A 24,471-nucleotide genomic window follows, 5' to 3' on the forward strand; every position below is an offset into this window, starting at 1 on the left:
ATGTCGAATCGAGCGACTGATTTACTAAAAAAGTTTAACATTATCAGGAGAGCATTATGGCTGTTACTAATATCGCTGAACTGAACGCGCTTGTTGAGCGTGTCAAGAAAGCCCAGCGTGAATATGCCAGTTTCACTCAAGAACAAGTCGACAAAATCTTCCGCGCCGCCGCTCTGGCCGCTGCAGATGCTCGAATCCCTCTCGCCAAAATGGCCGTAGCCGAATCCGGCATGGGTATCGTTGAAGACAAAGTGATCAAAAACCACTTCGCTTCCGAATACATTTACAACGCTTATAAAGACGAAAAAACCTGTGGCGTTCTGTCAGAAGACGACACCTTTGGCACCATCACTATTGCTGAGCCTATCGGCATCATCTGCGGTATCGTACCGACCACTAACCCGACTTCAACAGCCATTTTCAAATCGCTCATCAGTCTGAAAACGCGTAACGCCATCATTTTCTCTCCGCACCCGCGTGCAAAAGAAGCCACCAACAAAGCGGCTGATATCGTGCTGCAGGCTGCCATCGCGGCCGGCGCGCCGAAGGACCTGATTGGCTGGATCGATCAGCCGTCTGTAGAACTGTCTAACGCGCTGATGCATCACCCGGACATCAACCTGATCCTGGCGACCGGTGGTCCAGGCATGGTGAAAGCAGCATACAGCTCCGGTAAACCTGCTATCGGCGTCGGCGCCGGTAACACCCCGGTAGTCATTGATGAAACCGCCGACATCAAACGTGCCGTAGCGTCCGTACTGATGTCTAAAACCTTCGATAACGGCGTGATCTGTGCTTCTGAGCAGTCCGTTGTGGTGGTTGATTCAGTCTATGACGCGGTTCGCGAACGTTTCGCCAGCCACGGCGGCTATCTGCTGCAGGGTAAAGAGCTGAAAGCCGTTCAGGACATTATCCTGAAAAATGGCGCGCTGAACGCGGCTATCGTTGGTCAGCCAGCGGCCAAAATCGCTGAACTGGCAGGCTTCACCGTGCCGGCCACCACCAAAATTCTGATTGGTGAAGTGACCAACGTTGACGAGAGCGAGCCGTTTGCTCACGAAAAACTGTCTCCGACGCTGGCTATGTACCGTGCAAAAGATTTCGAAGACGCGGTAGCCAAAGCAGAAAAACTGGTCGCCATGGGCGGTATCGGCCACACCTCTTGCCTGTACACCGACCAGGACAACCAGCCGGCTCGCGTGGCTTACTTCGGCCAAATGATGAAAACCGCGCGTATCCTGATCAACACCCCGGCTTCTCAGGGTGGTATCGGTGACCTGTACAACTTCAAACTCGCGCCTTCCCTGACTCTGGGTTGTGGTTCCTGGGGTGGTAACTCCATCTCTGAAAACGTTGGTCCGAAACACCTGATCAACAAGAAAACCGTTGCTAAGCGAGCTGAAAACATGTTGTGGCACAAACTTCCGAAATCTATCTACTTCCGTCGTGGCTCCCTGCCAATCGCACTGGATGAAGTGATTACCGATGGTCACAAACGCGCGCTGATCGTGACTGACCGCTTCCTGTTCAACAACGGCTATGCCGATCAGATCACTTCCGTACTGAAAGCTGCGGGTGTTGAGACGGAAGTCTTCTTCGAAGTTGAAGCTGACCCGACGCTGACCATCGTACGTAAAGGTGCCGACCTGGCGAACTCCTTTAAACCAGACGTGATCATCGCCCTGGGCGGCGGTTCCCCGATGGATGCGGCGAAAATCATGTGGGTCATGTACGAACATCCGGAAACCCACTTCGAAGAACTGGCGCTGCGCTTTATGGATATCCGTAAACGTATCTACAAGTTCCCGAAAATGGGAGTCAAAGCCAAGATGGTGGCGATCACTACCACTTCCGGTACCGGTTCTGAAGTGACGCCGTTCGCCGTGGTGACCGATGACGCGACCGGTCAGAAATACCCGCTGGCAGACTACGCGCTGACCCCGGATATGGCCATTGTCGATGCCAACCTGGTGATGGATATGCCGAAATCGCTGTGTGCGTTCGGTGGTCTGGATGCGGTGACTCACGCCCTGGAAGCTTACGTTTCCGTACTGGCTTCTGAGTTCTCTGACGGCCAGGCGCTGCAGGCGCTGAAACTGCTGAAAGAGTACCTGCCGGCTTCCTATCACGAAGGTTCCAAGAACCCGGTTGCCCGTGAGCGCGTACACAGTGCCGCGACTATCGCCGGTATCGCGTTCGCTAACGCCTTCCTCGGCGTGTGTCACTCGATGGCGCACAAACTGGGTTCCCAGTTCCATATTCCGCACGGTCTGGCCAACGCCCTGCTGATCTGCAACGTTATCCGCTATAACGCGAATGACAACCCGACCAAGCAGACCGCGTTCAGCCAGTACGACCGTCCGCAGGCTCGTCGTCGTTACGCTGAAATCGCCGATCACCTGGGCCTCTCCGCACCAGGCGACCGCACCGCAGCGAAAATCGAGAAACTGCTGGCATGGCTGGAAAGCATTAAAGCTGAGCTGGGTATTCCGAAATCTATCCGCGAAGCTGGCGTTCAGGAAGCTGACTTCCTGGCCCACGTTGATAAACTGTCTGAAGATGCATTCGATGACCAGTGCACCGGCGCTAACCCGCGCTACCCGCTGATCTCCGAACTGAAACAGATCCTGCTGGATACCTACTACGGCCGCGAATTCGTCGAAGGCGAAGCCGGTGCGAAAGCCGAAGTTGCTCCGGTAAAGGCTGAGAAAAAAGCGAAAAAATCCGCTTAACCAACAGCGATAGCATCGCGACAAGCCCCGTCACCTGACGGGGCTTTTTTTATCCCCGCTATCAGCCATTCTTTATCGCCAGCTCCGCCAACCTATAGCAGACATTAAAAAGGCGCCCACAGGCGCCTGTACGAGCTTCTGAGCGTATCAGCAGGGACGGTGCTGGTTTTGTACCTTGGTTAACGAACCGACGCTCAGCGCCTCTTTATAATGCTTACGGCAGACCGATACGTACCGCTCATTACCGCCGATGACGACCTGCTCACCCTCATTATAAGGACGCCCCTCCTGATCGAGGCGCAATACCATGCTGGCCTTGCGGCCGCAGAAGCAGATCGTTTTCAGCTCAACCAGCTTATCTGACCAGGCCAGTAAATACTGGCTGCCGGTAAAGAGCTCACCGCGAAAGTCCGTCCGCAACCCATAGCAAAGCACCGGAATATCCAGCGTATCGACAACTTCGGACAGCTCATGAACCTGTTCACGCGTCAGAAACTGGCTTTCATCCACCAGCACGCAGTGAATCGGCTTTAGCTGGTGCTCCGCCGCAATATCGTCAAATAACGAGGTCTGTGGATTATACAATCGGGCCGGCGAGGAGAGCCCGATACGCGAACTGACTTTTCCGGCGCCAAAGCGGTCATCAATCTCAGCGGTATAAACGACGGTACGCATCCCCCGCTCCTGGTAATTGTACGAAGATTGCAACAGAGCGGTCGACTTACCTGCATTCATTGCAGAGTAGTAGAAATAAAGTTGTGCCATCGGCTGCGTGACCCCAATCAAAGTGTTTTATCGCGGCGACGATTGTACCATATTTTATGCGCACAGCCGCGCTTTCAGCAGGGGTATTGTCGCGAAGCTGAAGGGCCTGCAAACCGAAAGGATTAAGAAGATGAATTGAATTTTCAGGGCCACTATTTGTACGCCCCGTTACGCTACTGGCGCGGTAACCATTGTCTTTTCGTGCTTATAGACCGGTTGCCCAAGGGCTATAAGCAGGGCTGCCGGTTGTTTTATATTAAGCCTTGTAACCAAAAATGCGCTAATACTGACGAGGGTTATTTACCCATGTAAAGGATCATTTCTCTCACTGAACCTCTCAAAAAGCATACCGTCTCAATGTTTTAGCTTGCCTTCGCCTCATCGCTATAAGCGATGAAAGATGTGAAGCGGCACGGGAATTTTAACTTAAATTAATTAATTCTCGCGACAAATAACCAGTAATTTTGAATTCCTTACATTCCCCCCTATTGCACAACGCATTTTATCGCTCTATTATTAGTTCAACAAACCACCCCACAATATAAGTTTGAGATTACTACAATGAGCGAAGCACTTAAAATTTTGAACAACATCCGTACTCTTCGTGCGCAGGCAAGAGAATGCACCCTGGAAACGCTCGAAGAAATGCTGGAAAAATTAGAAGTCGTCGTTAACGAGCGCCGTGAAGAAGAAAACGCTGCCGCGGCAGAAATTGAAGAGCGTACGCGTAAGCTGCAGCAATACCGTGAAATGCTGATTGCTGACGGTATTGATCCGAATGAACTGCTGAGCACCATGGCTGCCGTTAAAGCCGGTACCAAAACCAAGCGTGCTGCACGTCCGGCTAAATATAGCTATGTTGACGAAAATGGTGAAACCAAAACCTGGACCGGTCAGGGCCGTACCCCGGCTGTGATCAAAAAAGCAATGGATGAGCAAGGTAAATCACTGGACGATTTCCTGATCTAATCTCCGTTGATCGCTATAAAAAATCCCGCTGCGGCGGGATTTTTTTTGCCCTCAGGGCCGATATAAAAAAACCGGGAGTCGCAGATGCGCTCCCGGTTTGTGCTTTCAACCGCGCGGCGGATTACTTCGCTACCGCCGTTTCCAGCCAGGCTTTAAAATCGTCGCCCAGCGTTTTGTGACGAATACCATATTCGACAAACGCCTGCATGTAGCCAAGCTTATTACCGCAGTCATGGCTCTTGCCTTTCATATGATAAGCTTCAACCGTTTCTTTCTCGATCAGCATATCAATGGCGTCAGTCAGCTGAATTTCATCACCAGCGCCCGGAGGGGTTTTCGCCAGCAGCGGCCAGATATCAGCGCTGAGGACATAACGCCCCACCACCGCCAGGTTGGACGGCGCAACGTCAGCTTTTGGCTTCTCAACCACGCCCACCATCGGTACGCTTTCGCCCGGCTTCAGGGATTCGCCTTTGCAGTCAACCACGCCATAAGCGGTTACGTCTTCGACAGGTTCAACCATAATCTGGCTGGCGCCAGTCTCATCGAAGCGAGAGATCATCTCAGCGAGGTTATCGCGGCTCAGATCGGATTCATATTCATCCAGAATAACGTCTGGCAGAATAACCGCGACCGGCTCATCTCCCACTACCGGATGGGCGCACAGCACCGCGTGACCCAGACCTTTCGCCAGGCCCTGACGAACTTGCATAATAGTCACGTGCGGCGGGCAAATAGACTGCACTTCTTCCAGCAGCTGGCGTTTTACACGTTTTTCCAGCATCGCTTCCAGCTCAAAACTGGTATCGAAATGGTTTTCGATAGAGTTTTTCGACGAGTGCGTTACCAGAACAATTTCAGTAATTCCTGCAGCGATACATTCATTAACAACGTACTGAATTAACGGCTTATCTACCAGCGGCAGCATTTCTTTTGGAATCGCTTTGGTGGCCGGCAGCATCCTGGTGCCTAATCCCGCAACCGGGATAACCGCTTTTCTGACTTTAGAATTAAGGGCAGCCATTGAAATCTCCTGGACTGTTTGTTTTTTAAACTTCTCGTTACAAATAACGTGTCGAGTATATCAGTCAACCGCGTATTTACTGGTCTGAAAAGCTGCCGATAGCCTCGAATTAGGACTTTTACGCATAAAACTGCTCGATGTTACCACCGCTAAAGGGCAACAGGTAATCCCGTCTGCTTAGATATAAACGCAATTGCTCATTCCGCAGACAACATTAAGCGTAAACGACCGCCAGCCCCCCAAATTTGGCACTGCCACGAGGTGCAGCGTTGGCTAATTTGGTTAAGATAAGCATCACCCAGCGTCCCCAAAGGAACGCCATTACTAATCTGAATTTGATGCTCCCCTGTATTCAGCGTGCCATTAAGTCCCGCTGACACCAGAATTAAATTTTTCAGCCCGCTGTGGTAATACCCTACTAACAGAGGGAACTGGCCCGGAAGATTTGCCTGACGCAGCAGTTGATTCACCTGTTTTAACAAACTTCCCATTTCTGGTAGCCGTTGTCCCTGGTGCGCCAGTTGCTCCTGCAGCAGACCATTAAACAACGCGCGCAGCAATAATGCTGCCAACACGCCATTATCGCCTGCGCGTGTGACATCCAGACAATAGAAAGCCAAATCATTTTCCGAAAGCGGCGCGATATCGAGTACCAGACCGGGCTTGTCTGCCGACACCAGTTGTCGATAATGAACGCGGCAGTGCGACATTTCCTGTTGCACCGGCGGCTGTAATTCCTGCAATAGTCTTGAAGCGGCGATGGGATTACTGACCAGCGCATCCCAGTCCTCAAATAAACGCTCTTCCTCTTCCACGCGCGAACTGAACATCGCGGGATAGAGACAGGCGTAAACGGTCTCGCGCAGGCGATCGAAATCTTTTACTGGCTTTAACAGCACGTCCTGGACGCCAAGTCGCAACGCTTTAGCTATATCCGCCATGTTTTCGGTGGCGGAGATCATCAGGATCGGTAACTGTTCGCCGCGGTTACGCAGCGTTTCCACCAGCTCCAGACCGTTCATTCTCGGCATAGAAATGTCGCAAATCATCAGGTCCGGATGCACCTCCGTCATTTTATGCAGGGCATCCTTGCCATCTTCCGCCTGGAAGGTTGTTGCTCCCAGCGAGGTCAGCCATCCATGCAAGAGTGAGCGGAAAACGGGTTCGTCTTCAACTATCAGAATCTGTTTTCCCGCCAATGGCTGCGTCATGATATCTCCCCTGGCTGACGATAATTCAATAGTGGCACGCTATTCTCACTATCGCCTGTCAGAATTTGCTTAAGTCAGTAACTCGTACGTCAAACGGCTGTACGCACTAAGGGTAATAATTCATCCATTTTCTTTTCTACCGCCAGTTGCCCCGCGGCAATCGCCTCTCCGGCGCGATGAAAATCAAGCGTCGAAACTTGCGGACAGTATGGCTGCAACAGGATATCCGGCGGGTCACCCGCCATACGATTGCGTTTAAGACGGTTTTCCAGTACCTGGATAGAGGTGGTCATGATCTCCATCGCCGTCGGCGTCACGGCCGTACGGCGGGAACTCATTCGCGTCAAGCGAGCGCGCAGACGAGTATGCCATGGCCCCTCCTTCTCTTCCGCTTCCTGCCGCGGCGTTTCAAGGGAGAACAAATCCTGCTGCATAAGATGGGCATCATGTTGCAGGTCGACGGCAATCACAATATCCGCTCCCATTGCCCGGGTGAGCGACACAGGAACCGGATTGACCACCGCGCCATCGACCAGCCAGTAACCATTATGCCTTACTGGCGACATTAACCCCGGCATACTACAGGAGGCGCGAATGGCTAAATGTAGATCGCCTTCGGTAAACCACAGCTCCCTACCGGTGCTTAAATTGGTGGCAACAGCAGCAAACCGGCGCTCGCAGCGTTCAATCTCGGTGACGGGCATAATGCGGCGGTAATGATTGAATACCTTTTCCCCCCGCAGCAGTCCCCCCCGGCGCCAGGAGAGATCCATCAGCTTCAGGACATCCCAGTTGCTGAATGAGCAGACCCATGATTCGAGTGCCGGGAGTCGGTTACAGGCATACGCCGCCCCTACCAGCGAACCGATAGAACAACCGGCTACGATATCAATCTCAATACCGGCCCGCTGGAGGGCGTTGATGACGCCAATGTGCGACCATCCGCGAGCGGCTCCCGCACCTAGCGCCAGACCAATTTTAAGCTTTCTCATTAGTACTAATAACTATCCTTCCACTCTGAGCGTGGCAACATTGTCACGGCTCAGTTAACATAATGCCCTTTGGCGTAGAAGCGCCGTTACTCTTTCTTCCATGGAGGCAGTTTTGTCGCAATTATGCCCCTGTGGCAGCGCACTGGAGTATAGCTCATGTTGCCAGCGATATCTGTCCGGCGCTGAGCTTGCGCCGGGCCCGTCACAGCTTATGCGCTCCCGTTATAGCGCGTTCGTCATGAAAGACGCTGACTATCTAATCAAAACCTGGCACCCGTCCTGTCAGGCGCAGCAATTTCGCGCCGAGCTGGAGAAAGGGTTTTCCCAGACCGAATGGCTGGGCTTAACCCTGTTCGCCAGTGATGAGGGGCGAGCTCCAAATGAAGGTTTTGTCAGCTTTGTCGCCCGCTTTAATGACAATAACCGCCCTGGCGCCATTATTGAACGTTCCAGATTCTTAAAAGAAAATGGACAGTGGTACTATATCGACGGGACACGACCGCTGATTGGCCGTAACGACCCCTGCCCCTGCGGCTCAGGTAAAAAATTTAAAAAATGCTGCGGCCAGTAACGCTGGCGCAGCGCTTGCAAACATTACAGGATTTTCCTCGCGATGCATTCATTACAACGTAAAGTACTACGCACTATTTGCCCTGATCAGAAAGGCCTCATCGCGCGTATCACCAATATCTGCTACAAGCATGAACTCAACATTGTGCAGAACAATGAGTTTGTTGACCACCGTACCGGTCGTTTCTTTATGCGCACCGAACTGGAAGGCATTTTTAACGACGCTACTCTGCTGGCCGATCTCGACAGCGCCCTGCCTGAAGGCTCCATCCGCGAACTAAATCCGGCAGGCCGTCGCCGGGTGGTGATTCTGGTGACGAAAGAGGCGCACTGTCTGGGCGATCTGCTGATGAAAGCCAACTACGGCGGGCTGGATGTCGATATTGCCGCGGTTATCGGCAACCATGACACCCTGCGCTCGTTGGTGGAGCGCTTTGGTATTCCGTTTGAGCTGGTCAGCCATGAAGGACTGAGCCGCGAAGAACACGATCAGCGGATGGGCGATGCTATCGCCGCCCACGAACCGGATTACGTGGTGCTGGCCAAGTATATGCGCGTCCTGACGCCAGAGTTTGTCGCCCGCTTCCCGAACAAAATCATCAATATCCACCATTCGTTTTTGCCGGCGTTTATCGGCGCCCGTCCCTATCATCAGGCCTATGAGCGCGGCGTGAAAATCATTGGCGCTACCGCCCACTACGTGAATGACAATCTGGATGAAGGCCCGATCATCATGCAGGACGTGATTCACGTCGATCATACTTATACCGCAGAAGATATGATGCGCGCTGGGCGCGATGTTGAAAAAAACGTCTTGAGCCGGGCGCTGTATCAGGTACTGGCGCAGCGCGTCTTCGTTTACGGTAACCGGACGATTATTCTTTAATCGACTGAGAAATGAATTGGTTAGCTTTACGGCGTTACGTGTAAAAATCAGGCAACCAGTTTATTTTTGTCAAACGAATGCTTTACAGGGGCGCATCATTTGGTATGATGCGCCCCGCTTCCCGAGAAGGAAGCAGGCCAGTACCAAGCATTACCCCGTGGTGGGGTTCCCGAGCGGCCAAAGGGAGCAGACTGTAAATCTGCCGTCATCGACTTCGAAGGTTCGAATCCTTCCCCCACCACCATTATTCACTACAGTGATATGGTTTCCCCGACAAGCGTAAACGATGTTTGCACTTAGCGGGAAGGGTAAGAACCTTCGACTAAGGTTCGACTCGAGCGCCAGCGAGAGAACGTTGCCACAGGCAACGGCCCGAAGGGCGAGGAGAGATAGCGACGAGTTATCCTTCCCCCACCACCATTCATTTTGCTGAATAGCCTACAATGTGATTTTACCCCTGGTGGGGTTCCCGAGCGGCCAAAGGGAGCAGACTGTAAATCTGCCGTCATCGACTTCGAAGGTTCGAATCCTTCCCCCACCACCATCTTCTTAAAAAACACCTCAATCCAATTACTCTACGATATTCTATATTCTGCCCCATGGGGAAAGGATGAGAAGCTTCGACTAAGGTTCGACTCGAGCGCCAGCGAGAGAACGTTGCCACAGGCAACGGCCCGAAGGGCGAGGCGCTTTAGCGCCGAGTAATCCTTCCCCCACCACCATCTTCTTAAAAAACACCTCAATCCAATTACTCTACGATATTCTATATTCTGCCCCATGGGGAAGGATGAGAAGCTTCGACTAAGGTTCGACTCGAGCGAAGCGAGAGAACGTTGCCGCAGGCAACGGCCCGAAGGGCGAGGCGCTTTAGCGCCGAGTAATCCTTCCCCCACCACCATCTCTTCATGTATTGCCCAGCTTATTCCACCTGCGATACGCTATATTCTGCCCCACGGGGAAGGATGAGAAGCTTCGACTAAGGTTCGACTCGAGCGAAGCGAGAGAACGTTGCCGCTGGCAATGGCCCGAAGGCGAGGCGCTTTAGCGCCGAGTAATCCTTCCCCCACCACTGTTGTACTCTCAGCGACCGGTCCTGCTGTCTCATCGCTCGCGCTTCGCTTAGCGAGGCTACAAGTGGTGCCGTCTGGTAGCCCGGACAGGTGCGCAGCACCGCCTCCGGAAAAACTCACAGCGGTGGCAACCGCCTTTTTACCGGCGAGCTTTTCACCACCGAGGTGTTACACTGCGCATACTCCGCCAGACCGTCCAGCAGGGTATCCAGCTGGGCAATATCGCGCACCACGAGACGCATCACAAAACAATCTTCCCCGGTCACCTTGTCACTTTCAATACATTCCGGCATCGCCTGGATATATTTATCCACCTTCTGCAGCAGCCCAGGCAGCGGACGGACCCGCACCAGCGCCTGCAGGCTATAGCCCAGCGCGGCGAGATTTACCCGCGCCCCATAGCCCTGAATGACACCCCGCTCCTCCAGGCGCTTCACCCGCTCGGCGGTGCTCGGCGAGGTCAGCCCCACCCGCGCGCTCAGGACCTTGAGCGAAACTCTGGCATCCTGAGTCAGGCAGGTGAGGATCGCCCGGTCAATTTCATCAAGTACGTCATTCATATATTTCACCTAATTATAAAAGGCATTTTCCCCCTTCTACCTTAATTCAGCCATATCACCCTGTCAGGGTTTTTCGCACAATAACTAAAAAATGGTGGAGGTGAAAAATGCAACTTACCCGCGGCGTCTGGCAGATGAGCCTGGCAATGATAATCTCCGGCTCGATCGGCGCGTTCGTGCTGCTCTCTGGTTTGCCGGTGACTGATGTGGTGTTCTGGCGCTGCCTGATTGGCGCGCTAACCCTGCTGGTGTTTATCGTGTTAAGCCGCCAGCCCTTCAGCCGGCTAACGCGTTTCACTCTCGCTCTGGCGGTGATTGGCGGCGCGGCGCTGGTCGTCAACTGGCTGCTGCTGTTTGCCGCCTATTCGCGGATCTCAATCGGTATGGCCACCGTGGTCTATAACACCCAGCCGTTTATGCTGGTACTGATGGGGATGGTGCTGGGGGAACGGGTCAGCGCCGTGAAATGGGGATGGTTACTGCTGGCCTTTGGCGGCGTAGTGATCCTGCTGTCGAGCGAGCTGACGCCTGCACACGAAGAGGGGCTTACCACCGGCGTGTTGCTGGCGCTGGGCGCGGCATTCTTCTATGCCCTGACCGCCATCATCGCGCGCAAACTGCATCCGCTCCCCGCGCAGCATATCGCCTTCATTCAGGTTCTCGTCGGCGTCGTGATGCTGCTGCCGCTGGTGCATGCCCCAGAATTGACGGCCAGCTTCCCCTGGCGCTATCTGCTGATCCTCGGCATCGTCCATACCGGGATCATGTATCAGCTTTTATATAGCGCGATACAGAAACTGCCGACGCCCGTTACCGGTTCGCTCTCCTTTATTTATCCGCTGGTGGCGATGGTGGTTGACTATCTGGTCTTCCACCATGCGTTATCCGCGGTGCAATTGCTCGGTGGGATGCTTATTCTGTTTGCCGCCGCAGGGAATAATCTCGGCTGGGGCGAAAAAAAACCCCGCCGCGGCGGGGTCAGTGAGCAGTCGCGGGCCAGTTAGCGACGGGCGCGGACAATCTGGTATTTGCGCGTCAGGTATTCGACCGGCGCGCTCCAGATATGAACCAGACGGGAGAACGGGAACAGCAGGAACAGGGTCATGCCCAGCACCAGGTGAACGCGGAAAATAAACGCCACGCCATCCAGATGCTGTGACGCGCCGCCGTGGAACGTCACCACCGACTGCGCCCAGCCGACCAGTTTCATCATTTCACTGCCGTCCATATGCTGAGCGGAGAACGGGATCGTCAGCAGGCCGAGCGCACACTGCACCATCAGCAACGAGAGGATCAGAATATCCGCTCCGGTGGTGGTGGCGCGAACGCGCGGGCTCAGCAGACGACGCTTGAGCAGCAGTAACCCGCCCACCAGGGTCATCACGCCGCAGGCGCCGCCGGCGATCATCGCCATCTTCTGCTTGACGTCGATCGGCAGGAAGGACTCATACATCCAGTGCGGGGTCAGCATGCCGAGGAAGTGGCCGGCGAAAATACCCAGGATGCCGATATGGAACAGGTTCGACGCCAGGTTCATCCCCTTACGGTCCAGCATCTGGCTGGAGGCGGCGCGCCAGGTGTACTGGCCATAGTCATAGCGCAACCAGCTGCCAATCAGGAACACCGAACCCGCAATGTACGGATAAATGTCAAAGAAGAACATATTCAGGAAGTGCATTATTGCTGTCCTCCGTTAGAGATATTCAGATATTGCGGGGCCACGGCTCCGGCAAAACGACGCTGGTGAGCGGAAATTTCCGACTCGCCGCAGCCCTGGTCGGCAAAGAATTTGACCTGTTCTTCTTCCCAGACGGCGTCCAGCGCCTGCGGCGTATCGTCGCGCGCTTCGTCGGCAATCTTCTCCGCCACCTTCTGGCTGTCGACCTGCGTATTGGCCAGCTTCAGCAATAGCTCGAACAGCACCGCATAGCGACTTTCGCGCTGCTGCAGGCGCGCGCTGAGCAGACCGAGGATCGGCGCGACGTCCCGCAGGCCGCCAAGCGCTTCCTCTTCCGGCAGCTGCGCCAGATACTCCAGATATAGCGGCAGATGATCCGGCAGCTCATGGCTATCCAGCAGCAGACCGTGGCGCTCGTACTGCGCCATCAGGTCGACCATCGCCTGCCCGCGGTCGCGGGATTCGCCGTGGACATGTTCAAACAGCAGCAGCGAGGTGGCCCGGCCGCGGTCAAACAGTTCGCTATAGGCCGCCTGGGCATCCAGCGGATCCTGAGCCACTAAATCGCGCAGGAAAACGCCCAGCGCGTGGGCATCCTCTTTGCTGAGTTTCTCTGATGACGCGAGCGCCTCGAACATCTCCTGCTGATGCTGCCATAAGGCAGCGTCAGGATATTCGAGCAGACGCGATACAATCACGAGTTCAATCATGCGTGCGGCTCCGTTTTGCTGGTCACGTCGATGGCGTCGATGCGACGGCTGTTGAACAGGTTGAACTGACTGTCAGAGCCGTGGCAGCCATCGCCAAAGCTAAAGCCGCAGCCGTTTTTCTCCGGAAACGCTTCTCGCGCCTGTTCACGATGGCTGCTCGGCACCACGAAACGATCTTCGTAGTTGGCGATCGCCAGATAGCGATACATTTCCTGGGCCTGCGCTTCGCTCAGCCCCACCTCTTCCAGCGCGCGGGTATCGACGACGCCGTCAACGGTTTCCGCACGCTTATAGTGGCGCATCGCCAGCATTCGTTTCAGCGCCAGCAGTACCGGCTGGGTATCGCCCGCGGTCAGCAGGTTCGCCAGATATTGCACCGGAATACGCAGGCTTTCCACGTCCGGCAGGATCCCGTTGCTACCCAGTTCACCCGCATCGGCGGCGGACTGAATCGGCGACAGCGGCGGCACGTACCAGACCATTGGCAAGGTGCGATATTCCGGGTGCAGCGGCAGGGCCAGCTTCCAGTCCATCGCCATTTTGTAAACCGGCGACTGCTGCGCAGCTTCAATGACCCCCTGCGGTACGCCATCTTTCAGCGCCTGCTCGATCACTTTCGGATCGTTGGGATCGAGGAACACGTCCAGCTGACGCTGATACAGATCTTTCTCGTTCTCGGTGCTGGCGGCGTTTTCAATCGCGTCCGCGTCGTATAGCAGGACGCCGAGATAGCGGATACGGCCCACGCAGGTTTCGGAGCACACCGTCGGCATCCCGGATTCAATACGCGGGTAGCAGAAGATGCATTTCTCGGATTTCCCGCTCTTCCAGTTGAAATAGATCTTCTTGTACGGACAGCCGGTGATACACATCCGCCAGCCGCGGCACTTGTCCTGGTCGATCAGTACAATGCCGTCTTCTTCACGCTTATAGATGGCGCCGCTCGGGCAGGTCGCGACGCAGGCCGGGTTCAGGCAGTGCTCGCACAGGCGCGGCAGATACATCATGAAGGTGTTTTCGAACTGGCCGTACATCGCCTTCTGCATGTTGTCGAAGTTCTGATCTTTGGCGCGTTTTTCAAACTCGCCGCCGAGGATCTCTTCCCAGTTCGGACCGCTGGTGATCTTGTCCATCCGCTGACCGGTGATCAGCGAGCGCGGACGGGCGATCGGCTGATGTTTGCTCTCCGGCGCGTTATGCAGATTCTGGTAGTCATAATCAAACGGCTCGTAGTAATCATCGATGCCCGGCAGATGCGGGTTGGCGAAGATTTTTCCCAACAGCATCGCGCGATTGCCCATGCGCGGCTGCAGTTTACCGTTGATTTTGCGGATCCAGCCGCCCTTCCATTTTTCCTGGTTTTCCCAGTCGTTCGGGAAACCGACGCCCGGCTTACTTTCCACGTTGTTGAACCAGGCGTATTCCATCCCTTCCCGGCTGGTCCAGACGTTTTTACAGGTCACCGAGCAGGTGTGGCAGCCGATGCACTTATCGAGATTCAGCACCATGCCGACTTGTGAACGAATTTTCATTTTACGCTCTCCTGTACCTGGTCGTTGCCTTCGCCGTCTAACCAGTTAATGTTCTTCATCTTACGTACCACCACAAACTCATCGCGGTTGGAGCCGACGGTGCCGTAGTAGTTAAAGCCATAGGCCAGGTGGCCGTAGCCGCCGATCATGTGGGTCGGTTTCGGCGTAATACGGGTGACGGAGTTATGGATCCCCCCGCGCTGACCGGTGATTTCAGAGCCCGGCAGGTTCACGATACGTTCCTGCGCGTGATACATCATGGTCATCCCGGCTGGAACGCGCTGACTCACCACCGCACGCGCCGTCAGGGCGCCGTTGGCGTTGAACACTTCGATCCAGTCGTTATCTTCGATACCCAGATCTTTCGCATCCGCTTCGCTCATCCAGACAATCGGCCCACCGCGCGACAGGGTCAGCATCAGCAGGTTATCGCTGTAGGTCGAGTGGATACCCCATTTCTGGTGCGGGGTCAGGAAGTTCAGCGCCTTTTCCGGGTTGCCGTTGGACTTCTCGCCCATCACCGCTTTCACCGAACGGGTGTCGATCGGCGGCCGATAGACCAGCAGGCTTTCGCCGAAGTCGCGCATCCACTGGTGATCCTGATACAGCGACTGACGTCCGGTCAGCGTGCGCCACGGGATCAGCTCGTGAACGTTGGTGTAACCGGCGTTATAGGAGACATGCTCATCTTCCAGGCCAGACCAGGTCGGGCTGGAGATAATCTTCCGCGGCTGCGCCTGAATATCGCGGAAGCGGATCTTCTCGTCTTCTTTGTTCAGCGCCAGATGCGTATGCTCGCGACCGGTGATCTCGCTCAGCGCTTGCCACGCTTTCACCGCCACCTGACCGTTGGTTTCCGGGGCCAGGGTGAGGATCATTTCCGCGGCGTCGATGGCCGTTTCCAGCTTCGGCTGGCCTTTCGCCGGGCCTTCCGCCTTGGTGTAGTTGAGCTTACGCAGCAGATCCATCTCGCTCTGGGTGTTCCAGGCGATGCCTTTCCCGCCGTTGCCGATGGTTTCCAGCAGCGGGCCGATCGAGGTGAAACGCTCGTAGGTCGCCGGGTAATCACGCTCAACCGGAATAATATGCGGCGCGGTTTTCCCGGGGATGAGATCGCATTCGCCTTTTTTCCAGTCTTTGACATCCAGCGGCTGCGCCATTTCCGCGGCGGAGTCGTGCTGGATCGGCAGGGTCACCACGTCGGTTTCTTTACCGAGGTGGCCCACGCACACTTCAGAGAATTTCTTCGCGATACCTTTATAGATCTCCCAGTCGCTCTTCGATTCCCAGGCTGGATCAACGGCGGCCGACAGCGGGTGAATAAACGGATGCATATCCGAGGTATTCATGTCGTCTTTTTCGTACCAGGTGGCGGTCGGCAGCACGATGTCGGAGTAGAGACAGGTGCTCGACAGACGGAAATCGAGGGTCACCACCAGATCCAGTTTGCCGTCGAGGCCGTTATCCCGCCATTCGACTTCTTCCGGCTTCACGCCGCCCTGCTTGCCCAGGTCTTTGCCCTGAATGCCGTTCTCGGTACCCAGCAGGTACTTGAGCATGTATTCATGGCCTTTACCGGAGGAGCCCAGCAGGTTGGAACGCCAGATAAACAGGTTACGCGGGTGGTTTTTGCCATTTTCCGGCTGCTCGGCCGCAAAGCGAATCGAGCCCTCTTTCAGCGACTTCACGGTGTAATCCACCGGGGTCATGCCGGCTTTTTTCGCTTCGTCAGCGATACGCAGCGGGTTGACGCCAAGCTGCGGCGCCGACGGCAGCCAGCCCATCCGCTCTGCGCGCACGTTAAAGTCGATCAGGTGGCCGCTGTAACGGGATTTATCCGCCATCGGCGACAGCAGTTCCTGCGCGGTCACCGTTTCATAGCGCCACTGGCTGGAGTGGTTATAGAAGTACGAGGTACTATTCATGTGACGTGCCGGACGCTGCCAGTCAAGGGCGAACGCCAGCGGCTGCCAGCCGGTCTGCGGACGCAGTTTTTCCTGGCCCACATAGTGCGCCCAACCGCCGCCGCTCTGACCGACGCAGCCGCAGAAGATCAGCATATTGATCAGGCCACGGTAGTTCATGTCGAGGTGGAACCAGTGGTTGAGGCCCGCCCCGACGATAATCATCGAACGACCGTGAGTTTTATCGGCGTTATCGGCAAATTCACGGGCGGTACGGATGATATGCGCGCGGGAGACGCCGGTGATCTTCTCCGCCCACGCCGGGGTGTAGGCTTTCACTTCATCGTAGCCGGCGGCGCAGTTGTCATCGTTCAGACCGCGCTCCAGGCCGTAGTTAGCCATGGTCAGGTCATACACGGTGGTGACCAGGGCGGTAGAGCCGTCGGCCAGCTGCAGGCGTTTGGCCGGCAGTTTGTGCAGCAGAATGTTTTCCAGATCGACTTTGTTAAAGTGCTCAGACCCTTCGCCGCCGAAGTACGGGAAGCCGACGTTCGCCACTTCATCATGGCTGCCCAGCAGGCTCAGACGTAGCTCAATCTCTTCGCCAGTTTTACCGTCGCGCTGTTCGAGGTTCCATTTGCCTTTGTCGCCCCAGCGGAATCCGAGGGAACCGTTCGGTACGGTCATGTCGCCCTTCTCGTCAAAGGCGACGGTTTTCCATTCCGGATTATTCTCCTGACCAAGGGAATCCACGAGGTCGGATGCGCGCAGCGTACGGCCGGCGGCATAATAACCGTCGCGCTCCTCGAGCATCACCAGCATCGGCATGTCGGTATAGCGGCGCACATAGTCGGTGAAATACTGGCTCGGCTTATCGAGGTGGAATTCACGCAGCATCACATGGCCCATCGCCAGCGCCATCGCGGCATCGGTACCCTGCTTCGGCGCCAGCCACAGATCGCAGAGTTTGGCGATTTCGGCGTAGTCCGGAGTGATGGCTACGGTTTTGGTCCCTTTATAGCGGACTTCGGTAAAGAAGTGCGCATCCGGGGTGCGGGTCTGCGGCACGTTGGAGCCCCAGGCGATGATATAGCTGGAGTTATACCAGTCGGCGGATTCCGGCACATCGGTCTGCTCGCCCCAGGTCATCGGCGAAGCCGGCGGCAGGTCGCAGTACCAGTCGTAGAAGCTCAGGCAGGTGCCGCCGATCAGCGACAGATAACGGGCGCCGGACGCGTAGGAGACCATCGACATCGCCGGGATCGGCGAGAAGCCAGCCACGCGGTCCGGACCGTAGGTTTTGACGGTATAGACGTTGGAGGCGGCAATCAGCTCATTCACTTCCTGCCAGGAGGAACGTACAAAACCGCCGCGACCGCGGGCCTGTTTGAAGCTTTTAGCTTTGTCGGCGTCTTCGATAATCGACGCCCATGCCTCAACCGGATCGCTATGCTGAACTTTCGCTTCCCGCCACATCTTCATCAGGCGTTTACGCATCAGCGGGTATTTCAGGCGGTTAGCGCTGTACAGATACCAGGAGTAGCTGGCGCCGCGCGGGCAACCGCGTGGTTCGTGGTTCGGCAGGTCCGGGCGGGTGCGCGGATAGTCAGTCTGCTGCGTTTCCCAGGTCACCAGACCGTTTTTGACATAAATCTTCCAGCTGCATGAGCCGGTGCAGTTGACACCGTGAGTGGAACGCACAATTTTGTCATGCTGCCAACGTTGACGGTATCCATCCTCCCAGTCCCGGTTGGTGTTTAGAAGCTGGCCGTGCCCATCGGCAAAGGTTTCACCCTTCTGTTTGAAGTAGCGAAACCGGTCCAGGAATTTACTCATCGGGTTTCTCCTGATATGGAGCCTGACGGCTCTCTGATAAATCGACATTGCTGGATTTGCAGCGAAGGTAACGCTATGAAAGAGGGCGAGAATTGATAGCGATCAATCCGAACTGTCTTGTTACTGCGCAGCAAAACCTCGATTACCACCAAGGTGGTATAAGATGTTATTTTTTAACTTGTTGTTTTTTAATGGTTTTCACCTCAAAAAGCGGCGCCTCACCGGGATTTGTTAACAACGGAGGTATTAAGGGGTAGAGCCATTTCACTGGCAAGCCCACCTGTTCTGGCTCAGCGGTCGATGCGGACAATATTCTCCCATAGTATGTTGTAACTAATTGAGCGGTTAAAAAAGGCGCCTCCGTGGGGAGCGCGCCTTTTTATACGCCAACGTTACCGCGGCCGATTACTGACGCTTACGACCGTATACCGCCCAGGTGATCACCACGCAGGCAATATAGAACACGAGGAACACTTTCATCGCCCCGGCCGGCGAGCCGGTCAGATCCAGCGAGATACCGAACGCTTTCGGAATAAAGAAGCCGCCGATAGCGCCAATGGCGGAGATAAAGCCCAGCGCCGCCGCGGTATCGGTCGCCGCCTCGCGCATCGCCTGCGCTTCGCTGCCGCCCTGGGCCTTCACGCGGTCCATAGTCAGCTTACGGAAGATCACGGAGATCATCTGGAAGGTGGAGGCGCTCCCCAGCCCGGCGGTCAGGAACAGCACCATAAACACCGCGAAGAAGGCGATAAAGTTACCGCCCTGGCCGTTGGTCGGCAGGGTCAGGAACAGCAGCGCGCAGAAGACAGCCATCACCACAAAGTTGACCAGCGTTACGCGGGTCCCACCGAGGCGGTCGGAGATCGCCCCGCCCATCGAACGCGCCAGCGCGCCAATGAACGGGCCGAAGAAGGCGTAATGCAGGATCTGCACATCCGGGAACTGAGTTTTTGACAGCATCGCGAACCCGGCGGAAAAGCCGATAAAGGAGCCGAAGGTCGCGAGATAGAGCAGCGCCATAATCCACAGATGCAGGCGCTTAAGTACCGGCAACTGCTCGCTCAGCGACGCTTTCGAAGCCGACAGGTCGTTCATAAAGAACCACGCCGCCAGAGTGAAAATAATCAGGAAAGGTACCCAGATCCACGCGGCGTTTTCCAGATACAGCATCGAGCCGTCCGGTTGCTCGCTACCGTTACCGCCAAAAACGGCAAAGATAGAGATCGAGACCACCAGCGGCGCGACCAGCTGCATCACGCTGACGCCCATATTGCCAAGTCCGCCGTTAACGCCGAGCGCCCCGCCCTGCTTCGCTTTCGGGAAGAAGAAGCTGATGTTGGCCATACTGGAGGCAAAGTTGGCTCCGGCGAAGCCGCACAGCAGAGAGATAATCACGAAGATGCTAAACGGCGTAGAGGTATCCTGGACCGCGAAGCCCAGCCAGACGCATGGCACAATCATGATCCCGGTGCTGAACGCCGTCCAGCGACGGCCGCCGAACAGCGGCACCATAAAGGCGTAAGGCACGCGTAATAAGGCGCCTGACAGCGCCGGCAGCGCGGTCAGCATAAACAGCTGATCGGTTGTAAACTGAAAGCCTACTTTGTTGAGGTTAACGGCAACCGCGCTGAACAACATCCAAACGCAGAACGCCAGTAACAGACAGGGAACGGAGATCCATAAATTGCGGCTTGCCACACGATGGCCGCGCTGTTGCCAGAATTCAGGATCTTCAGGCCGCCAGTCGGTTATGACCGAGCGGTTAGCCTTCTCCGGGAGGGAAGATTGACTCATAGATACCTCTGATTATTCATATTTCCTGCCGCTACCTTAGGGGTTACCCGGGGCGGTAAGTTGATATAAATCAAAGGAAAAGCGCGAGCTAATTTGTGCAAAAATAAACCATGCCTCCAAGTGAGTAGAGAATGGTGGGGAAAAAAGTGTGGTTTTTCACGCTGCTGCCGGGTTGCGTATAATCCCCCCCCTAACATCGCCTACCACCGACAATTAAGGAGTAACTCTTTGGGGGTATGGGTATACTCCAGGGGATAGTCGAGAATAAGCGCCACTCCCGGAGACATGACCGGTCAGGAGCCACGCATTCCATGTTAAAACGTCTTTTTACCCCGCTGACGCTGGTCAATCAACTGGCGTTAATCGTGCTGCTCGCCACGATTATTGGCGTCGCCGGCATGGCGATCTCCGCGCGCCTGGTGAACGGCGTGCAGGGCAGCGCGCACGCCATTAACAAGGCCGGTTCATTGCGTATGCAAAGCTACCGGCTGCTGGCGGCGATCCCGCTGAATGAAAACGATCAAAAACTGGTGGCGGACATGACCGCCACCGTCTTCAGCCCGGAGCTGCAAAATTCCGCCCGCCGCGACGGCCAGGAAATCCAGCTTAAAGCCCTGCAGCAGTACTGGCAGCTGGCGCTGGCCCCCGGCATGCAGCGCGCAGTCAATCAGGCGGAAGTGGCCCAGGATGTCGCCGACTTTGTCGATCGTATCGACCAGTTGGTCACCGCATTCGACCACACCACCGAGCAGCGTATCGAACGGGTGGTCTGGATCCATCGCATCCTCGCCATTGGTATGGCGCTGCTGCTGATCTTCACTATCATCTGGCTACGCGCCCGTCTGCTGCGGCCGTGGAAACAGCTGCTGAGCATGGCGCGCGCGGTGAGTCAGCGTGATTTCACCCAGCGGGCGCACATCAGCGGCCGCAACGAAATGGCGACCCTGGGCATGGCGCTGAATAACATGTCGGAAGAGCTGGCGGAAAGCTACGCCGTGCTCGAGCGGCGGGTGCAGGAGAAGACTGCCGGACTGGAGCAGAAGAACGAGATCCTCGCTTTCTTATGGCAGGCCAACCGCCGGCTGCACTCCAGCGCCCCGCTCTGCGAACGTATTTCGCCGGTACTGAATGGCCTGCAGGGGCTGACGCTGCTGCGCGATATCGAGGTACGGGTTTACGACCTGGAAGACGAAGATAATCACCAGGAGTTTACCTGCCACTCGGATGATGACTGTGATGATAAAGGCTGCTACCTCTGTCCACGCAATCTGCCGCCGCTGCCGGATGGGGGAACAACGCTGAAGTGGCGGCTGTCAGATGCGCATAGTCAGTACGGCATCCTGCTGGCGACGCTGCCGGTTGGCCGCCATCTCAGCCACGATCAGCAGCAGCTGGTGGATACCCTGGTGGAACAGCTGACCAGCACCCTGGCGCTGGACCGCCATCAGGAGAAGCAGCAGCAGCTGATCGTCATGGAAGAACGGGCCACTATCGCCCGCGAGCTGCACGACTCCATCGCCCAGTCGCTATCCTGTATGAAGATGCAGGTTAGCTGTCTGCAGATGCAAGGCGACGCCTTGCCGACGGAAAGCCGCCAGCTGCTGGGGCAGATCCGTAACGAACTGAATACCTCGTGGGCCCAGCTGCGGGAGCTGTTAACCACCTTCCGCCTGCAGTTGACCGAGCCGGGGCTGCGCCCGGCGCTGGAGTCCAGCTGTCAGGAGTACAGCGCCCACTTCGGCTTTACGGTGCAGCTTGATTACCAGCTCCCGCCGCGCTTTGTGCCCTCGCATCAGGCGATCCACCTGCTGCAGATCGCTCGCGAAGCGTTGAGCAACGCTCTGAAGCATGCCAGCGCGACCGAAGTGACCGTGACGGTGTCACAACGCGATAATCAGGTTCGTCTGGTGGTAGCGGATAACGGCCGCGGCGTACCGGACCACGCCGAACGGAGTAACCATTACGGTTTAATTATTATGCGGGATCGCGCCCAGAGCTTGCGCGGTGACTGTCAGGTACGACGCCGGGAAACCGGTGGAACCGAAGTGATCGTCACGTTTATCCCGGAAAAAACGTTTTCCATCCAATAAGGAGACCCTCATGAGTCAACAGGAACGGGCAACTATCCTTCTCATTGACGACCATCCGATGCTGCGCACCGGCGTGAAACAGTTGATCAGCATGGCGCCGGACATCCAGGTGATTGGCGAGGCCAGCAATGGCGCGCAAGGTATTGAGCTGGCCGAGTCGCTGGATCCTGACCTGATCCTGCTGGACCTTAATATGCCGGGCATGAACGGTCTGGAGACGCTGGATAAGCTGCGTGAGAAATCCCTTTCTGGCCGGGTAGTGGTCTTCAGCGTCTCCAACCATGAAGAGGACGTTGTCACCGCCCTGAAGCGCGGCGCCGATGGCTATTTGCTGAAGGACATGGAACCGGAAGATCTGCTGAAAGCGCTGCAGCAGGCGGCCGCCGGAGAGATGGTATTAAGCGAAGCGTTAACGCCGGTGCTGGCCGCCAGCCTGCGCGCCAACCGCGCCACCTCCGATCGGGACATCAGCCAGCTGACCCCGCGCGAGCGCGACATTCTCAAGCTGATAGCCCAGGGACTGCCGAACAAAATGATCGCCCGTCGCCTGGATATCACCGAAAGCACCGTCAAAGTACACGTAAAACACATGCTGAAGAAAATGAAGCTCAAATCCCGCGTGGAAGCGGCGGTGTGGGTCCACCAGGAGCGAATCTTCTAAGGCGAGTCCGTCCAGGAGACGCCTGGCGTGGTAAACTTGACCAGCGGCTCGGTCAGCGCCAGGGCGATCTCATTGGAGGAGACGCGCTGCCCCTGTTTATCCTCCACCACCACCGACAGGCGCCAGCGGTTCGCGGCGCCCGGTTCACTGTTCCACACCGGCATAATGATGCTCCAGCCATCGGGGCTGCTGGCATCTACCGGCGGCGTCAGGCTGAGGGCCTGGGTGTCTCCCTGCCAGTGCAGCGCCTTGATGCCATGCAGACTATGGATCTGCAGCTTCAACTGCACCGTCTCCCCGGACTGCAGATCCCAGGGCGGCGTGGCCAGATAGACCGTCAGATTTTTGCGCTGACGATACTCCACCACCGGCAGATTATCCCGCTCCGGACTATCGAAGCGGCTCCCGCGCAGCGAGTTGCTGATCGCCACCTCGTCTGCCGCAAGCTGCTGCTTAAGGGGTACGCCAAAGCGGTAGTTTAGCTTCAGGCCCACATTGTTCTGGCTGACGCCATTTTCCCCCTGCTTATGCTTAGCGGTCACCGTGACCAGCGGGACCGGGGTGTAATTGAGCCCAACGGAGACGGCCACCGGATTATGGTAGCCGGTGCCGGAGTGAAACAGATCGACGCTATCGCCGAAATATTGTTCGACGCTGACGCTGGTGTTGATGTGCTGGTAGAACGGCAGCCGCGCCTGGGCGGTGACGTCATACCCTGCGGCCATCCGTTGCTCCTGAGTCTGATTATCGCGTAGCTGCCAGTCGCCCAGCGGATGGTAATAGTTTGCCGACAGGCGGAGATATTCTCCCCACGCTTCGGCGCCAACGCTGCCGCGCGCCAGGCTTTCGCTCAGCACTTTATCGTAAAACGAGTTATAGCCCAGCAGCCAACCGCCGACCCGCCAACGCTGGCCAAGCCCGATGTTGCCCACCAGATCGTGCTCGCGCCGGGTCACCGAGTACTGGTTCCAGGTCAGGTAACGGTCGTTATCCTGCAACGGCACGAACCAGCTCCCTTTACTGCCGGTGAATTTCCCCTCTTTATCGACCAGCAGGTCGACATTGGCGTTGCCCCACGGCGAGAGCCAACTCTCCAGCTGATGACTCACTTCATTGCCGATTTTACTGATGGCAAACAGCTGCGCCTGTTCACCCGCCGTCAGACCATTGTCGCTCATGCTGGCCTCGCCAAACTTCTTCGCCACTTCGGCAAAGTGCCGGGCGTCGTCATCAACCTGGGGAGCAATCCCCATATCGGGCAGCGGATCTTGCGCTTGCGCAGGGCGGGTGGTGTCGCTGGCGGTCAGCGCCCAGACGGGAACGCCCGGCAACAGCAGGAGAAAGGTCAACGTTGGCAACAAACGGAACGACACAGGCATTAACAGAGTTTGCGCAAGCTCACAAAAATGGATAGAAGTGTTAGTTTATCGTTTTTTCCCTGCTCCCGCAGCCCTGTGGGCAATTCCAGGAATAAGCTGAAACCGGTT

At 56.2% G+C, this 24,471-nt stretch carries 20 protein-coding genes and 2 tRNA genes; 10 read left to right on the forward strand and 12 right to left on the reverse strand.

Going from position 1 to position 24,471, the window contains the following annotated elements; genetic code table 11:
- Positions 1-56 precede the first annotated feature (56 nt).
- Positions 57-2,732 carry a bifunctional acetaldehyde-CoA/alcohol dehydrogenase gene (locus KPHS_31950; RefSeq protein ID YP_005227495.1) on the forward strand — a complete coding sequence of 892 codons (2,676 nt, stop codon included), beginning with the start codon at positions 57-59 and terminating at the stop codon, positions 2,730-2,732.
- Positions 2,733-2,879: 147 nt separating this feature from the next.
- Here the strand turns inward: KPHS_31950 and KPHS_31960 are convergent, their stop codons facing one another.
- A complete protein-coding gene (locus tag KPHS_31960) occupies positions 2,880-3,407 on the reverse strand; it encodes a thymidine kinase (protein YP_005227496.1) in 528 nt (175 codons plus the stop codon).
- 97 nt (positions 3,408-3,504) lie between these two features.
- Here KPHS_31960 and KPHS_31970 point away from each other — a divergent pair, with 97 nt between their 5' ends.
- Positions 3,505-3,636 carry a hypothetical protein gene (locus KPHS_31970; protein YP_005227497.1) on the forward strand — a complete coding sequence of 44 codons (132 nt, stop codon included), beginning with the start codon at positions 3,505-3,507 and terminating at the stop codon, positions 3,634-3,636.
- A 422-nt stretch (positions 3,637-4,058) separates the two neighbouring features.
- A complete protein-coding gene (locus KPHS_31980; protein YP_005227498.1) occupies positions 4,059-4,466 on the forward strand; it encodes a global DNA-binding transcriptional dual regulator H-NS in 408 nt (135 codons plus the stop codon).
- Between the two features lie 121 nt (positions 4,467-4,587).
- Here KPHS_31980 and KPHS_31990 read toward each other — a convergent pair whose 3' ends face one another.
- The 3 genes from KPHS_31990 to KPHS_32010 all read right to left on the reverse strand — a co-directional run bounded on the left by KPHS_31990 (position 4,588) and on the right by KPHS_32010 (position 7,693).
- A complete protein-coding gene (locus KPHS_31990) occupies positions 4,588-5,490 on the reverse strand; it encodes a UTP--glucose-1-phosphate uridylyltransferase subunit GalU (RefSeq protein YP_005227499.1) in 903 nt (300 codons plus the stop codon).
- Between the two features lie 197 nt (positions 5,491-5,687).
- Positions 5,688-6,701, reverse strand: coding sequence for a response regulator of RpoS (locus KPHS_32000; RefSeq protein ID YP_005227500.1), 1,014 nt, complete (start codon positions 6,699-6,701; stop codon positions 5,688-5,690).
- Between the two features lie 89 nt (positions 6,702-6,790).
- Entirely contained in the window at positions 6,791-7,693 is a 903-nt protein-coding gene (locus KPHS_32010; protein YP_005227501.1) for a patatin-like phospholipase RssA, read from the reverse strand.
- Between the two features lie 238 nt (positions 7,694-7,931).
- Here KPHS_32010 and KPHS_32020 point away from each other — a divergent pair, with 238 nt between their 5' ends.
- The 4 genes from KPHS_32020 to KPHS_t00410 all read left to right on the forward strand — a co-directional run bounded on the left by KPHS_32020 (position 7,932) and on the right by KPHS_t00410 (position 9,693).
- A complete protein-coding gene (locus KPHS_32020) occupies positions 7,932-8,264 on the forward strand; it encodes an SEC-C domain-containing protein (protein ID YP_005227502.1) in 333 nt (110 codons plus the stop codon).
- Positions 8,265-8,306: 42 nt separating this feature from the next.
- Positions 8,307-9,149: a formyltetrahydrofolate deformylase gene (locus KPHS_32030; RefSeq protein ID YP_005227503.1), complete on the forward strand. Its 843-nt coding sequence runs from the start codon at positions 8,307-8,309 to the stop codon at positions 9,147-9,149.
- A gap of 159 nt (positions 9,150-9,308) precedes the next feature.
- Positions 9,309-9,393, forward strand: a tRNA-Tyr gene (locus tag KPHS_t00400).
- A 215-nt stretch (positions 9,394-9,608) separates the two neighbouring features.
- A tRNA-Tyr gene (locus KPHS_t00410) sits at positions 9,609-9,693 on the forward strand.
- A gap of 642 nt (positions 9,694-10,335) precedes the next feature.
- Here the strand turns inward: KPHS_t00410 and KPHS_32040 are convergent.
- Positions 10,336-10,779 (reverse strand): AsnC family transcriptional regulator, encoded by a 444-nt coding sequence (locus KPHS_32040; RefSeq protein YP_005227504.1) that lies wholly within the window; start codon positions 10,777-10,779, stop codon positions 10,336-10,338.
- Between the two features lie 107 nt (positions 10,780-10,886).
- On the opposite strand from KPHS_32040, the gene KPHS_32050 reads away from it, so the two are divergent.
- Entirely contained in the window at positions 10,887-11,783 is an 897-nt protein-coding gene (locus KPHS_32050) for a DMT family transporter (protein YP_005227505.1), read from the forward strand.
- On the opposite strand, the gene KPHS_32060 is transcribed toward KPHS_32050, so the two are convergent.
- The 6 genes from KPHS_32060 to KPHS_32110 all read right to left on the reverse strand — a co-directional run bounded on the left by KPHS_32060 (position 11,780) and on the right by KPHS_32110 (position 20,233).
- Complete coding sequence (locus KPHS_32060; RefSeq protein YP_005227506.1) at positions 11,780-12,457, reverse strand: nitrate reductase 1, cytochrome b(NR), gamma subunit; 678 nt, start codon at positions 12,455-12,457, stop codon at positions 11,780-11,782. The two genes, KPHS_32050 and KPHS_32060, sit on opposite strands and share 4 nt — an antisense overlap.
- Positions 12,457-13,167, reverse strand: a complete 711-nt coding sequence (locus tag KPHS_32070) for a nitrate reductase 1, delta subunit, assembly function (RefSeq protein ID YP_005227507.1) — start codon at positions 13,165-13,167, stop codon at positions 12,457-12,459. Before KPHS_32070 ends, KPHS_32060 begins: the two co-directional genes overlap by 1 nt.
- The gene (locus tag KPHS_32080; RefSeq protein YP_005227508.1) at positions 13,164-14,699 is read right to left on the reverse strand and encodes a nitrate reductase 1, Fe-S (beta) subunit; all 1,536 of its coding nucleotides are present in this window, start codon (positions 14,697-14,699) and stop codon (positions 13,164-13,166) included. The genes KPHS_32070 and KPHS_32080 overlap by 4 nt, the downstream gene beginning before the upstream one ends.
- Positions 14,696-18,439 carry a nitrate reductase 1 subunit alpha gene (locus tag KPHS_32090; protein YP_005227509.1) on the reverse strand — a complete coding sequence of 1,248 codons (3,744 nt, stop codon included), beginning with the start codon at positions 18,437-18,439 and terminating at the stop codon, positions 14,696-14,698. Before KPHS_32090 ends, KPHS_32080 begins: the two co-directional genes overlap by 4 nt.
- 166 nt (positions 18,440-18,605) lie before the next feature.
- Positions 18,606-18,719, reverse strand: coding sequence for a hypothetical protein (locus tag KPHS_32100; protein YP_005227510.1), 114 nt, complete (start codon positions 18,717-18,719; stop codon positions 18,606-18,608).
- Between the two features lie 125 nt (positions 18,720-18,844).
- The gene (locus KPHS_32110; protein ID YP_005227511.1) at positions 18,845-20,233 is read right to left on the reverse strand and encodes a nitrite extrusion protein; all 1,389 of its coding nucleotides are present in this window, start codon (positions 20,231-20,233) and stop codon (positions 18,845-18,847) included.
- A gap of 311 nt (positions 20,234-20,544) precedes the next feature.
- On the opposite strand from KPHS_32110, the gene KPHS_32120 reads away from it, so the two are divergent.
- Both KPHS_32120 and KPHS_32130 read left to right on the forward strand, forming a co-directional pair.
- Complete coding sequence (locus tag KPHS_32120) at positions 20,545-22,323, forward strand: two-component nitrate/nitrite sensory histidine protein kinase (RefSeq protein ID YP_005227512.1); 1,779 nt, start codon at positions 20,545-20,547, stop codon at positions 22,321-22,323.
- A gap of 10 nt (positions 22,324-22,333) precedes the next feature.
- Positions 22,334-22,984 (forward strand): transcriptional regulator NarL, encoded by a 651-nt coding sequence (locus tag KPHS_32130; protein YP_005227513.1) that lies wholly within the window; start codon positions 22,334-22,336, stop codon positions 22,982-22,984.
- On the opposite strand, the gene KPHS_32140 is transcribed toward KPHS_32130, so the two are convergent.
- A complete protein-coding gene (locus tag KPHS_32140) occupies positions 22,981-24,333 on the reverse strand; it encodes a YchO/YchP family invasin (protein ID YP_005227514.1) in 1,353 nt (450 codons plus the stop codon). The genes KPHS_32130 and KPHS_32140 overlap by 4 nt on opposite strands.
- Positions 24,334-24,471: the final 138 nt, after the last annotated feature.

Source organism: Klebsiella pneumoniae subsp. pneumoniae HS11286, assembly GCF_000240185.1.
GTDB lineage: Bacteria > Pseudomonadota > Gammaproteobacteria > Enterobacterales > Enterobacteriaceae > Klebsiella > Klebsiella pneumoniae.